This is a genomic window from Telluria sp. AZSoR62, from assembly GCF_058111565.1.
The window spans coordinates 143,904-155,495 of sequence record NZ_JBYTST010000006.1 but is presented as its reverse complement, the minus strand read 5'-3'; the positions used below and the strand labels follow the sequence as shown (position 1 = coordinate 155,495).

The window sequence follows — 11,592 nt, the reverse complement described above, 5'->3', positions numbered from 1 at the left end:
GGTTATGCGTGCCGGCTTGTCATCATCCTGTCAAATTGCTTCGATAATCTTGGAAGGGTAATGCCTTTCTCGCTATAATTCGATAAACATGGAAATGATTGGACCCGCCCCGATGGACACGAAAACCGCAATCGCGGCACTGGCCGCCCTGGCCCAGGAATCGCGCCTGGCCGTCTTCCGCCTGCTGGTGGAAGCCGGGCCTGCGGGCCTGGCTGCCAGCAAGATCGCCACGACCCTTGGCATTCCCTCCTCGTCGCTGTCCTTCCACCTGAAGGAACTCAGCCACGCGGGCCTGATCGCGGCGCGCCAGGACGGGCGCTTCATCATCTACGCGGCCCGGTTCGAGACGATGAACGGCCTGGTCGCTTTCCTGCTTGAAGACTGCTGCGGCGGCAATCCCTGCACGCCGGTCTGCGCCCCTGCCTGCACCATTACCACCACCTGAATGAACCCATGAACGTCCTGTTTCTCTGCACCGGTAATTCCTGCCGCTCGCTCATCAGCGAAGCGGTTTTCAATCACCTTGCGCCGGCTGGCTGGCGCGCGCTGAGCGCCGGCAGCCAGCCAACAGGCCGCCTGAATGCGCGCGCCCTGCAGCTGCTGGAAGAGAAGGGCATTCCCACGGCCGGCTACTACAGCAAGTCCTGGGACGACCTGGGGGTGGTGCCCGACATCGTCGTCACCGTCTGCGCCAGCGCTGCCGGCGAGACCTGCCCGGCCTATCTCGGGCCGGTCCTGCGCACGCACTGGGGCGTGGAAGACCCGAGCCATGTGGAGGGCACGCCGGATGAAATCACCGCCGCATTCGACAAGGCATACGCCATCCTGCGCGCCCGCATCGAAGCCTTCCTGGCGCTGCCCCTTGCGGAGCTGGCGCAGGACCGCACCCGCCTGAAGGCGGAGCTGGACCGCATCGGCAGGCTGGAATCCTGATGCTGGCTGCGTTCCTGATTTTTGCGGCCACGCTCATCCTGGTCATCTGGCAGCCACGCGGCCTGGGCATCGGCTGGAGCGCGTCGCTGGGGGCCCTGGTGGCGCTGCTGGCAGGCGTCATCACGGTCGGCGACATCCCGGTCGTCTGGCACATCGTGTGGAACGCCACCGGGGCCTTTGTCGCCATCATCATCATCAGCCTGCTGCTGGACAAGGCCGGCTTCTTCGAATGGGCCGCGCTGCACGTGGCGCGCTGGGGCGGGGGCAAGGGGCGGCGCCTGTTCGCGCTGCTGGTGCTGCTGGGGGCGGCGGTGGCCGCGCTGTTCGCCAACGACGGCGCGGCGCTGATCCTGACGCCGATCGTCATCGCCATGCTGGCCGCGCTGCGCTTCACGCCGAAGGCGACGCTGGCCTTCGTGATGGCGGCCGGCTTCATCGCCGACACCGCCAGCCTGCCGCTGGTGGTGTCGAACCTGGTGAACATCGTGACGGCCGATTATTTCGGCATCGGCTTTGCGCGCTATGCGTCGGTGATGCTGCCGGTGAACCTCGTGTCGGTGGCCGCGACCCTGGGCGCGCTGCTGTGGTTCTTCGGCCGCGACATCCCGCCAAACTACGACCTGGCGCAGTTGCGCCGTCCCGAAGAAGCCATCCACGACCGCGCGACCTTCGTTGCCGGCTGGTGGGTGCTGGCGATGCTGCTGGCCGGTTTCTTCTGGCTGGATGAACTGGGTGTGCCCATCAGCGCGGTGGCTGCCGTCGGCGCGCTGCTGCTGTTTGTCGTGGCCGCGCGCGGGCACCGGATCGCCACGCGCGAGGTGCTGCGCGGTGCCCCCTGGCAGGTGGTGGTGTTCTCGCTCGGGATGTACCTGGTGGTCTACGGCTTGCGCAACGCGGGATTGACCGGCTACCTGACGGCGCTGCTGGAGCGCTGCGCCGAACATGGCGTCTGGGGCGCGGCGCTGGGCACCGGCGTGGTCACCGCCGCGCTGTCCTCGGTGATGAACAACATGCCTACCGTATTGGTCGGCGCGCTCTCGATCGACGCCACCGCCAGCAGCGGCGCCGTGCGTGAAGCGATGATCTATGCGAACGTGATCGGCAGCGACCTGGGGCCGAAGATCACGCCGATCGGCAGCCTGGCCACGCTGTTGTGGCTGCACGTCCTGGCGAGCAAGGGCATCCGCATCTCGTGGGGGTATTATTTCCGCGTCGGCCTGGTGCTGACGCTTCCGGTGCTGCTGCTGACCCTGGCGGCGCTCGCGCTGCGCTTGAGCTGACAAGGACGCGACATGACCAAGATTGCAGATCTTCCGAACATCCACCCCGCACAACTCGACCTGCCCAGCATGGACAAGCTCGCGCAGAAGGGCGACATGCAGCATCCGCCGCGCATCCTGCTGCTGTATGGCTCGTTGCGCGAACGCTCGTTCAGCCGCTTCCTCGTGTTCGAGGCGGCGCGCATCCTCGCGCACTTCGGCGCCGAAGTGAAGATCTTCGACCCGATGGACTTGCCGATGGCCGGCAGCGTGCCGGAGACCCATCCGAAGGTGGTCGAGCTGCGCGCACTGTCGTTGTGGTCGGAAGGCCAGGTCTGGTGCAGCCCGGAGCGCCACGGCGCAATCACGGCGGTGATGAAGAACCAGATCGACTGGATCCCGCTGGAGCAGGGCGCCCTGCGCCCGAGCCAGGGCCGCACGCTGGCCGTGATGCAGGTATGCGGCGGCTCGCAATCGTTCAACGTGGTCAACACGATGCGCCTGCTGGGGCGCTGGATGCGCATGTTCACGATCCCGAACCAGTCCTCGGTGCCGATGGCGTATAAGGAATTCGACGAGGAGGGCCGGATGCGCCCCTCGAGCTATTACGACCGGGTGGTGGACGTGATGGAGGAGCTGTTCAAGTTCACGCTGCTCATGCGCGGCCGCAGCGACTACCTGACGGACCGGTACAGCGAGCGCAGCGAACGCGCGCTGCGAAAAATCGACGCGCAGATCGCGAAACTCTAGGAGGGGCCATGCAGCCGGTGCGGGTACGACTGAGCAGGAAGAAGGGCTGGAAGCTGCCGGCCAATACGGTGTCGGTAGCACGTCCCGGCCGCTGGGGCAATCCGTTTTCGGTGGCGCCCGACGTACCGCGCGGCACCCCGGTGGGCACGCGCTACATCGCGATGCCGACCGTGGTGGATGCCGTCGCCGCCTTCCGGCGCTGGCTGGCCGAGGATCCGGCCGGCCAGCGCCTTGCGCAAGAAGCGAAGCTGGCCCTGCGCGGCAAGAACCTGGCCTGCTGGTGCCCGCTCGACGGGCCCTGTCACGCCGAGGTCCTGCTCGACGTCGCCAACCGCTGAGCGGGGAGGGCGCTTACTTGACCGCGACCACGCTGCCGATGCCCGACACCGACTTGTTCACGATGCGCGGGTTGCCGTAATAGGTCAGGTTGCCCATGCCCTGCACCCTGGCATTGAGCTTGTCCTTCGCATGCACGCTGACGGCGCCGATGCCTTCGAAGCTGACGTCGGCCTCCTGGGTGACCAGGCGCCTGGTATCGACTTCGCCCACGCCCTGCGCGCGCAGGCGCAACTCGCGCACTTCGCCGTCGATGGCCAGGCGGCCGGCGCCGCGGTAGCTGACGTCGAGGCGCTCGCCGCGCACCTTATTCAGGATCATCAGCCCCGCGCCTTCGCCGCGGAAGGTCTGCAATTCCGGCATGGTGACCACCACGCGGTCGTTCGAGTCGATGTCGACCGAGTTGCGGCTGCCTTCCTTCATGTTCAGGCGCAGTTCGCCGCCGACCACTTCGCTGGTCACGCGCTCGATGAAGCGCCGGTCGCCAATGACCTTGAGCGAGAAGGCCTTGCCGGCTTCCACGGTGAGGCTGACCGGGCCGTGGACATTGACGCCCTTGAACGGCGTGACGCTGCGCACCTGCTCGTCGGCGTGGGCGTTGAACGAAGCGAGGGACAGGACGGCGGCGAGGATCAGGCGTTGCATGGTGGTCTCCGGTAGAGGTCTGGTATGAGGCCATTCTAGGCAGGCGCGCCGGCGGACGGTGGCGTTTGCGACGAACTGCACGATTGCGGGGGTGGAATGCTTCGGAAGCGGATGATGGCGTGTCCGGCAAGGGCCGGAAGCGGGGCGCGGTCGTGTCAGACCTGTCTTGGAAGCATTTCCCTGCAAATAGATTGTTGATCGCGACAAATGGCCGCGCACGATTGCGCAGATGGCAATATTGTCGAAGGGTTAAGGCTATAATTTCCTCGTCACCTTATAGGCAATACCATGCACATCTCAACCGTTACCCTACCTGAAATGAAGCTCGCTGGGCTGCCGCTTGCAGGTCCGTTTTCGGTTCTGGAGGCGGACCTGCCGGACACCTGGGATACCTTCCTGGAACGCGAAAGCGAACTGGGCGAACCCAAGGGCATGCGCTACAGCCTGCGCCTGCAGGAAAAAGACGGCGTCTACCTCGAATGCGTCGCTACCGAGGTTGCCGATCTGAATTCGCTCCCGCCGGGCATGATCGCGATCCGCATCCCGGAGCGCCGCTATGCCTTGCTGACCCATCGCGGACCCATGGCGCGCGTGGGGGCCACGTACGTGACCGGCGCTGCCGCACTGGAGCAACTGGGGATGGTTGCGGACGAAGAGGCCTGGCGCATCGAGCGCTACGACCGCCGCTATACGCCCACCCTGGACGATGGCAACAGGCCCGATAACGCCTACGACATCCTCATCCCGCTGTTGTAACCTCGAATAACCTGCTGCGCGTTGCACTGTCGGCCTGCGATGCTCGCTGTACGCGTGTACAGCTGCGCTTCTCGGCCAACATTGCTGCCGCTCGCGACGGTTCTCGAGGTTCCAATAAATTGGTGCCGGTATATTTCCCGACCGCCGGCGCCGGTAGGGCGGCTCGCGCCGCCAGCATCCCTTCCCAAGGACAGGCCCAGTATGCCGGCCGATTGTGACAGGCGTTTGACGAAGGCCTTTTCTTTTCAGGGCGCGTCGTCGATGGGCCGGTCGTCCGGTTCCTCGTGGGTGGCCGCGAAGACCTCGTTTTCAGCGTATTGCGTGAGGTCGTCGCCGCCATCGAGCATCACCTCGGGCGGGTGGAGCATATCGTGCAGCATGTCGCGCAGCGCGGGCGTGTCCCAGGCGACGCCGGCGCGCTCGCAGCGCTGGATGTAGTTCAGCACCTCGCGGTTCTGCGCCGGGCTCAGCGGAAGCCCGTGCCAGGCGCCTGCGGGAGACAAATCGGTTTTCATCATGCGCTCCTCCACGGCCGTCGGCCGCGTCCATCCACTATACGCCGCGCCATGCGGCAGGGCGCACGGGACGGCGGCGCATGCGGCCCGCCGCCGGGCCCGTTTCGGTCCCGGCGCGCCTTAATGTTGCAATACGGCTAACGTGCGCTGTTCCGTTACCTGCAGGTCTACACTCGACTCGCTCGACATCGACCGATGTCAAAAGACAGGAACGCCGCCCGGACTGTTCCTGGGCGTCACTCATACCACCCAAAAAATCAGGAGAACACCATGCAGAAAAACCAAATGGTCAAGAAATTGCTCGCAGTGAGCGCAGTCGCCGCCATGTTCAGCGCCTTCGGCGTGCAGGCGCAAACCAGCGGCCAGACCGCCCAATCGATGACGAACCAGACGGCAACCGGCAAGCAGAACATGACCGGCAAGACCGCTGCCGACGGCACCGTCAACAACACCAGCAGCATGGGCATGGAAGACCGTACCACCGCCGCCAAGGGCGCCAAGGGCATGACCCACGCCGACGGCGCCAAGTCGCATACCGGCGCCACCGATACCGCCCAGACCACCTCGGGCGCATCGGGCGCCGCCGGCGCCACCGGTTCCGGCACGGCCAAGCTCACCGCTGCCGACAAGAAGGGCATCATGGACATGGCCATGGCCAACATGGCTGAAGTCGAAACCGGCAAGCTGGCACTGAGCAAGAGCCAGAACGCAGAGGTCAAGACCTTCGCCCAGCAGATGATCGACGACCACGGCAAGGCCTTGAGCGAAGTGCAGGCCCTGGCGCAGTCGAAGGGCGTGACCCTGCCGACCGAGCTCGATGCCAAGCACAAGGCAATGTCTGCCAAGCTGGAAAAGCTCAGCGGCGACGCGTTCGACAAGGCCTACATGAAGCAGGCAGGCCTGGCCGACCACAAGGCAACCCATGCCAAGCTGAAGTCGATCACCAAGAACGCCAAGGATCCTGACGTCAAGGCCGCGGCCGAAAAAACCATGCCGACCGTCGAGCAGCACCTGAAGGCGGCCCAGCAGATGTCGACGGCGAAGTCGGGTACGACCTCGGGCAAGTAAGCAGTTACCTCAGCCGCCCCGCGCGCCACCAGGCGAGCCGGGCGGCACATCATCGGCACCGCGCCGACGGGACTTTCGCGTTCCGCCGGCGCGTTCGTGCGCAAGGAGAATTACCATGCAGAACACACAGCGCACCATCACCCTGCTCGCCGCCGCGCTCGCCGCAGCGACCTTCGGCATCTCGCCGGCCCAGGCCCAGTCCGGGCAGGCGGCGCCAGCCACCCAGGCCACAACGGCGCCTGCCGCGGCGCCCGCAGCCAAGCTCACCGGCGCCGACCGCGACGCGCTCACCGACCTGGCCATGGCCAACATAGCAGAGATCGCTACTGCGAAGCTTGCGCTGAGCAAGAGCGCCAATCCCGAGGTCAAGGGCTACGCCCAGCGCATGGTCGACGACCACACCAAGGCCCAGGCCGAGGTGCAGGCCCTGGCCCAGGCCAAGGGCGTGGAATTGCCTACCGAGCTGAGCGTCAAGTACAAGGCCAAGCTGGCCATGCTCAAGGCCCTGAAAGGCGAGATCTTCAACCGCAGCTATATCAAGCAGGCGGGCCGTGCCGACCATTCCGACACCCATAACAAGCTCAAGGACCACCTCGTCGACCTGAAGGATCCCGAGGTCAAGGCGCTGGTCACGAAGATGCGGCCGATCGTCGAGCAGCACCTGGTCATGGCCGAGGAAATGATCGCCAAGTCGGGCCGCTCCACCATGGGCACCGCCGGCGCGCCGACCAAGTAATCCACGCTTGCCCGGCGAACGGGCAGGGTGTGCGTCAACGGGCAGCCTGCGGGCTGCCTTTCCATTTTCCTTCGATCCGCTCGATGACGATCTCGATGCCGACGATCGCCTTGACCATGCCGTCGATATAGGCGGGCGGCGCATCCGCAACCGACCAGGGCTGCGCCTGGGCCGCTTCGTGGTGGGCGGTCTGCCCGTGCAGGAGGTCCAGCAGCCAGGCCGGATCGTGCACCGCGCGCAGGCGGCCGTGCGCGTGCACCACGTGGTAATCCCAGGTCGGCACTACGCGGCCCCCGGTGGCGGCCTTTTCCTGCTGGTCGGGCGGCGTATAGCTGGCCGGGCCGCGGAACACCACCAGCACCGCTTGCCCTTCGCGGCGCCACACGGGATTGGCGCGCGCGACGTGCGCGCGCAGCACCCCGTGCGGTGCGGCCTCGAACCACTCGAAGGGCAGGTGGTCGGCGTCCGGCAATTCGCCGTCGTGCGTGACGAGCATGCCCAGCGCGTGCCTGGCGACGAGCGCCTGCATCGCCTGCGCGTCCGGCTGGCGGTGGCGGGAAGGCAGGTACATCAGCCCTCCATGGCCACGACCGCGGTCGTGAGCGAAGTGGCGGTGTGGCAGCGCGCGTGCGCCGGCTTTCCCTGTGCGTCGAACTGTTTCATTGGTCCCCCATCGTGGTCGAACCGTGATCATAGGCAATCACTTGGCTTGCTTAAAGTGCCAATCCGGGCGAAGATGGGCGTACCAATTTTATGCACATCCACGACCTCTTTGCCGCCGTTCCACTGGCCCGCGCCAGCGCCACGCCACTGTTCCGCCAGCTCTACGCCTGGCTGAAAGACGCCATCCTGCAAGGCCGGCTGGCTCCCGGCGCGCGCCTGCCCGCCACGCGCGAACTGGCGCCGATGTTGAAGGTGTCGCGCCAGACCGTGCTGGCTGCCTACGAGCAGCTCACGGCCGAAGGTTACCTGCGCGGCGGCGTCGGGCAGGGCACCTACGTGGATGCGGCGCTGCCGGTGGCGCGGCGTGCAGGGCCTGCCGGCGCCGGCCTGCTGCGCCCTCTGCCCGAGCGCGGCGCGGCGATGGCCGCAGCCATGTCGCGGGTGCGCTACCACGACGGTCCGGTGCGTGCCTTCCGGCCCAGCATGCCCGGGCTGGACCTGTTCCCCTTCGATACCTGGCGCAAGCTGGAACTGCGCGCGCTGCGCCGTCCCGGCCCGCACCTGGGCTACAGCGAGCCCTCCGGCCACCCGGGCTTGCGCGAACTGCTGTGCGCCTACCTGCGCGCCGCGCGCGGCGTGGTGTGCACGCCCGAGCAGGTCATCATCACCTCCGGCTCGCAGCAGGCCCTGTACCTGCTGGCCCACCTGCTGCTGGCGCCCGGCGACGGAGTGTGGATCGAGTCGCCCGGCTACCAGGGCGCCTGCGCCCCGATGACGGTGGCCGGCGCGCGCATCTGCACGGTGCCGGTGGATGCCGAAGGCATGGACGTGGCCTATGGCGCGGCTCACTATCCCGATGCGCGCATGGTGTTCGCCACCCCCTCGCACCAGCTGCCGCTGGGCGTGACCATGAGCCTGGGCCGGCGCCTGGCGCTGCTGCGCTGGGCGGTCGAGAACAAGGCCTGGGTCATCGAGGACGACTACGACAGCGAATACCGCTACACCGGCCCGCCGCTGGCCTCGCTGCAAAGCCTGGACGGCGCTGGCTGCGTGATCTATGTCGGCACGCTCTCCAAGGTGCTGTTCCCCGGCCTGCGGCTGGGCTACGTGGTGGCGCCGCCCGCATTGGCCGAGCCGCTGGCGCGCGCCAAGGCCGTGGTCGACCGCCACAGCGCCATCGTGCCGCAGATGGTGCTGGCGGACTTCATCGGCGAAGGCCATTTTGCCCGCCACATCCGGCGCACGCGCGACGCCTATGCCGAGCGGCGCGAAGCCCTGCTCGGCGCGGTCGATGCACGCCTGGGCGAGCGGCTGCGCTGCGGGCCCTCGGATGCCGGCCTGGACCTGTGCGTGCATTTTCGTCCCGCTGCAGACGGCCGCTTTCCCAACGAGGCGCGGGTGGCGCAGGCGGCGCTGGACGCCGGCATCGAACTGCGTCCGCTGGCCTATTACGCCAATCACCAGGCGGCGCCGGCCTGCGCGGTCGATCCGGGCCTGCTGCTGGGGTTTTCGGCGGTCGGGCCCGCGGACATCCGGCGCGGCGTCGAGGATTTGGCCGCGGTGCTGGCGGCGAGCAGCTGATTTATACTCCCGAGATGACCGCCTCGCCGACTCCTACCCGCTGCTCCTGGGCCAACATGGCCAATCCGCGCTACCTGGCCTACCACGACCACGAGTGGGGCGTGCCCTGCCACGACGAGACCACCCTGTTCGAGATGCTCAACCTCGAAGGCGCGCAGGCCGGCCTGTCCTGGGAAACCATCCTGAACAAGCGCGACACCTACCGCGCCGCTTTTGATAACTGGGATGCCGAGAAAATCGCGCGCTACGACGATGCCAAGACGGCCGAGCTGCTGGCCAACCCCGGCATCGTGCGCAACCGCCTGAAGGTCGCAAGCGCGATCACCAATGCCAGGGCCTACCTCGCCATGCGCGGGCAGGGCTTGACGCTGGACGCCTACCTGTGGGGCTGGGTCGACGGCAAACCGATCGTCAACGACTGGCCGGACAAGGCGCGCCCGGCCAAGACCGAGCTGTCGGACCGCATCTCGAAAGACCTGGCCAAGCGCGGCTTCAAGTTCGTCGGCTCGACCATCGTCTATGCCTACATGCAGGGCATCGGCATGGTGGACGACCACGACCGGGCCTGCTTCCGGCGCGCGGCACGCTGAGATGGACCTGCGCGCGCACTGGCGCGGCCGCGAGCGCTATACGGTGCTGGCCACGGCTTACGGCGATGGCGCGGCCATGCGCGCGCTGCAGGCCGACTGGCTGGCCGACCCGCAGCGGAGCACGCGTCTGCACATCGTGGCGCTGGCAACAGGCCTGCAGCCCGGCTTTCACCGCATCCCGCAGGACGATCCCCGCCTGACACTGACGCTGCTTGCCATGCCGTTTGACGCGGCGCTGGCGCAGCTGGGCGCGCAGCCCGACGCCGTCCTGCTCGATGCCGTTGCCGGCGCCGGTTTCGTGCGTCCGCTGGCGCGCATCGTCGCCAGCGATGCGCGCCTGTTCGCCAGGACGCTGGACGAGGAACAGCGCGCGGCGCTGGCAGGGCAGGGGTTCGTATTCGAGAGCGCTACCGAGGCTGTCTTCGCCAGCCGCAAGCCGCGCCTGCCGGTGCCGCCGCTGCCCGAGCGGCGCGCGCTCGTGATCGGGGCGGGGCTGGCGGGCGCCGCGGCATGCGCCAGCCTGTGCGCGCGCGGCTGGGAGGTCACGCTCGTCGAGCGGCATCCGGCGCCGGCGATGGAAGCATCGGGCAACCTGGCCGGCATCTTCATGCCGCTGCTCTCGCGCGACGACAACATCCCGACCCGCCTGACGCGCGCCGCCTACCTGTACGCGCTGCGGGCCTGGCGCCAGTATGGCGGCATCGGCGGGGCGATCGAAGGCCAGGCCTGCGGCGTGCTGCAGCTGGCGCGCGACGCCGATCATGCCGAGGTCTCGCGCGCCATCGCCCGCGAAGGCAGCTACCCGCCGCAGTTCGCGCGCTGGCTCGAGCGCAAACAGGCCGAAGCCTTGCTCGGCCTTCCGGCGCCGGATGGCGCCTGGCTGTTCGCGCAGGGCGGCTGGGCGCGACCTGGCAGCGTGTGCGATGCGATGCTGTCCGCCTGCGGCGGGCGGCTGACGCGGCGCTTTGGCGCCGGCAGCGTCACGCTCGAGCAGCATGACGGCGTATGGCGGGCGCGCGCCGAAGATGGCGCCGTCGTCGCGCAGGCGCCGACCGTGGTGCTGGCCAGCGGCGCCGGCGCGCGCCATCTGGCGCAATCGGCCGGGTTGCCGCTGGCCGCGCTGCGCGGGCAGGTCACGCATCTGCCGGGCGGCGCCGCGCCCAGCTTGCCGCTGGTGCTGTGCCGCGAAGCCTACCTGACCCCGGCCGCCGGCGGCATCACCTGTGCCGGCGCCACCTACGACCTCGACGACGATCCCGGCCTGCGTGCATCGAGCCAGGAAGAGAACATCGCGCGCCTGCGCGGCCTGGTCTCCGACCCGCTTGTGGCCGAAGGCGCGCCGCTGGCCGGCCGCGTGGGCTTTCGCTGCGTGGCGCCAGACCGCCTTCCCTTGGTAGGCCGCCTGCCGGACTTCGCCGCCGCCGGCGCCACCGAACGCCTGCGCGACGTGCCGCGCCATCCCGGCCTGCACTGCCTGCTCGGCTACGCGTCGCGCGGCCTGATCTGGGCGCCGCTGGCGGCCGAACTGCTTGCGGCGCAACTGGAGGGCGAGCCGCTGCCGCTGGAGACGACTCTGGTCGACGCGCTCGATCCGGCGCGCTTCGTCTTGCGCGCACGGCGTGCGGGCAAGGCGCCGCTGGCTGCGCTGGACCAGGGGCAGCCGCCAGCCATGTGATTATTGTTGAGTTTTTTTTCAGTCGGCGCATAATCGACGCCATACTCAACCGTTTTCCACGGGGACGATCTTGGCGACTCAACGT

The 11,592-nt window shown here is 67.9% G+C and carries 14 protein-coding genes; 11 read left to right on the top strand and 3 right to left on the bottom strand.

What is annotated here, in order from left to right:
* Window positions 1-112: 112 nt before the first annotated feature.
* Genes AC3XQU_RS11595 through AC3XQU_RS11575 form a run of 5 tightly spaced genes read left to right on the top strand, consistent with a single transcriptional unit; the run spans window position 113 to window position 3,280 of the window.
* Entirely contained in the window at window positions 113-445 is a 333-nt protein-coding gene (locus AC3XQU_RS11595; RefSeq protein ID WP_489874320.1) for an ArsR/SmtB family transcription factor, read from the top strand.
* 8 nt (window positions 446-453) lie between these two features.
* The gene (locus AC3XQU_RS11590) at window positions 454-933 is read left to right on the top strand and encodes an arsenate reductase ArsC (RefSeq protein WP_489874319.1); all 480 of its coding nucleotides are present in this window, start codon (window positions 454-456) and stop codon (window positions 931-933) included.
* Window positions 933-2,213 (top strand): arsenic transporter, encoded by a 1,281-nt coding sequence (locus AC3XQU_RS11585; RefSeq protein ID WP_489874318.1) that lies wholly within the window; start codon window positions 933-935, stop codon window positions 2,211-2,213. Before AC3XQU_RS11590 ends, AC3XQU_RS11585 begins: the two co-directional genes overlap by 1 nt.
* Window positions 2,214-2,225: 12 nt before the next feature.
* Complete coding sequence (arsH, locus tag AC3XQU_RS11580; RefSeq protein ID WP_489874317.1) at window positions 2,226-2,942, top strand: arsenical resistance protein ArsH; 717 nt, start codon at window positions 2,226-2,228, stop codon at window positions 2,940-2,942.
* An 8-nt stretch (window positions 2,943-2,950) separates the two neighbouring features.
* Window positions 2,951-3,280, top strand: a complete 330-nt coding sequence (locus AC3XQU_RS11575; protein WP_489874316.1) for a DUF4326 domain-containing protein — start codon at window positions 2,951-2,953, stop codon at window positions 3,278-3,280.
* Between the two features lie 13 nt (window positions 3,281-3,293).
* Here AC3XQU_RS11575 and AC3XQU_RS11570 read toward each other — a convergent pair whose 3' ends face one another.
* Window positions 3,294-3,923, bottom strand: coding sequence for a GIN domain-containing protein (locus tag AC3XQU_RS11570; RefSeq protein ID WP_489874315.1), 630 nt, complete (start codon window positions 3,921-3,923; stop codon window positions 3,294-3,296).
* 288 nt (window positions 3,924-4,211) lie between these two features.
* Between AC3XQU_RS11570 and AC3XQU_RS11565 the strand changes: the two genes are divergently transcribed.
* Entirely contained in the window at window positions 4,212-4,679 is a 468-nt protein-coding gene (locus AC3XQU_RS11565) for a GyrI-like domain-containing protein (protein ID WP_489874314.1), read from the top strand.
* A gap of 245 nt (window positions 4,680-4,924) precedes the next feature.
* On the opposite strand, the gene AC3XQU_RS11560 is transcribed toward AC3XQU_RS11565, so the two are convergent.
* Window positions 4,925-5,197, bottom strand: a complete 273-nt coding sequence (locus AC3XQU_RS11560) for a hypothetical protein (RefSeq protein WP_489874313.1) — start codon at window positions 5,195-5,197, stop codon at window positions 4,925-4,927.
* Window positions 5,198-5,464: 267 nt separating this feature from the next.
* Here AC3XQU_RS11560 and AC3XQU_RS11555 point away from each other — a divergent pair, with 267 nt between their 5' ends.
* Both AC3XQU_RS11555 and AC3XQU_RS11550 read left to right on the top strand, forming a co-directional pair.
* The gene (locus tag AC3XQU_RS11555) at window positions 5,465-6,262 is read left to right on the top strand and encodes a DUF4142 domain-containing protein (protein ID WP_489874312.1); all 798 of its coding nucleotides are present in this window, start codon (window positions 5,465-5,467) and stop codon (window positions 6,260-6,262) included.
* 115 nt (window positions 6,263-6,377) lie between these two features.
* Window positions 6,378-6,998, top strand: coding sequence for a DUF4142 domain-containing protein (locus AC3XQU_RS11550; RefSeq protein ID WP_489874311.1), 621 nt, complete (start codon window positions 6,378-6,380; stop codon window positions 6,996-6,998).
* Between the two features lie 34 nt (window positions 6,999-7,032).
* Here the strand turns inward: AC3XQU_RS11550 and AC3XQU_RS11545 are convergent, their stop codons facing one another.
* A complete protein-coding gene (locus AC3XQU_RS11545) occupies window positions 7,033-7,569 on the bottom strand; it encodes an FMN-binding negative transcriptional regulator (protein WP_489874310.1) in 537 nt (178 codons plus the stop codon).
* Window positions 7,570-7,751: 182 nt separating this feature from the next.
* Between AC3XQU_RS11545 and pdxR the strand changes: the two genes are divergently transcribed.
* Genes pdxR through mnmC1 form a run of 3 tightly spaced genes read left to right on the top strand, consistent with a single transcriptional unit; the run spans window position 7,752 to window position 11,507 of the window.
* The gene (pdxR, locus tag AC3XQU_RS11540) at window positions 7,752-9,242 is read left to right on the top strand and encodes a MocR-like pyridoxine biosynthesis transcription factor PdxR (RefSeq protein ID WP_489874309.1); all 1,491 of its coding nucleotides are present in this window, start codon (window positions 7,752-7,754) and stop codon (window positions 9,240-9,242) included.
* Window positions 9,243-9,256: 14 nt separating this feature from the next.
* Window positions 9,257-9,832, top strand: coding sequence for a DNA-3-methyladenine glycosylase I (locus AC3XQU_RS11535; RefSeq protein WP_489874308.1), 576 nt, complete (start codon window positions 9,257-9,259; stop codon window positions 9,830-9,832).
* A 1-nt stretch (window position 9,833) separates the two neighbouring features.
* Window positions 9,834-11,507: an FAD-dependent 5-carboxymethylaminomethyl-2-thiouridine(34) oxidoreductase MnmC1 gene (gene mnmC1, locus AC3XQU_RS11530; protein ID WP_489874307.1), complete on the top strand. Its 1,674-nt coding sequence runs from the start codon at window positions 9,834-9,836 to the stop codon at window positions 11,505-11,507.
* Window positions 11,508-11,592 lie beyond the last annotated feature (85 nt).

Bases quoted from the DNA above. Each gene is read 5' to 3' on its own strand.
- AC3XQU_RS11585 (WP_489874318.1), top strand. From the start codon at position 933: ATGCTGGCTGCGTTCCTGATTTTTGCGGCCACGCTCATCCTGGTCATC.
- AC3XQU_RS11595 (WP_489874320.1), top strand. From the start codon at position 113: ATGGACACGAAAACCGCAATCGCGGCACTGGCCGCCCTGGCCCAGGAA.
- AC3XQU_RS11555 (WP_489874312.1), top strand. From the start codon at position 5,465: ATGCAGAAAAACCAAATGGTCAAGAAATTGCTCGCAGTGAGCGCAGTC.
- AC3XQU_RS11570 (WP_489874315.1), bottom strand. From the start codon at position 3,923: ATGCAACGCCTGATCCTCGCCGCCGTCCTGTCCCTCGCTTCGTTCAAC.
- mnmC1 (WP_489874307.1), top strand. From the start codon at position 9,834: ATGGACCTGCGCGCGCACTGGCGCGGCCGCGAGCGCTATACGGTGCTG.
- AC3XQU_RS11550 (WP_489874311.1), top strand. From the start codon at position 6,378: ATGCAGAACACACAGCGCACCATCACCCTGCTCGCCGCCGCGCTCGCC.
- AC3XQU_RS11590 (WP_489874319.1), top strand. From the start codon at position 454: ATGAACGTCCTGTTTCTCTGCACCGGTAATTCCTGCCGCTCGCTCATC.
- AC3XQU_RS11545 (WP_489874310.1), bottom strand. From the start codon at position 7,569: ATGTACCTGCCTTCCCGCCACCGCCAGCCGGACGCGCAGGCGATGCAG.
- AC3XQU_RS11575 (WP_489874316.1), top strand. From the start codon at position 2,951: ATGCAGCCGGTGCGGGTACGACTGAGCAGGAAGAAGGGCTGGAAGCTG.
- AC3XQU_RS11560 (WP_489874313.1), bottom strand. From the start codon at position 5,197: ATGATGAAAACCGATTTGTCTCCCGCAGGCGCCTGGCACGGGCTTCCG.
- AC3XQU_RS11565 (WP_489874314.1), top strand. From the start codon at position 4,212: ATGCACATCTCAACCGTTACCCTACCTGAAATGAAGCTCGCTGGGCTG.
- pdxR (WP_489874309.1), top strand. From the start codon at position 7,752: ATGCACATCCACGACCTCTTTGCCGCCGTTCCACTGGCCCGCGCCAGC.
- arsH (WP_489874317.1), top strand. From the start codon at position 2,226: ATGACCAAGATTGCAGATCTTCCGAACATCCACCCCGCACAACTCGAC.
- AC3XQU_RS11535 (WP_489874308.1), top strand. From the start codon at position 9,257: ATGACCGCCTCGCCGACTCCTACCCGCTGCTCCTGGGCCAACATGGCC.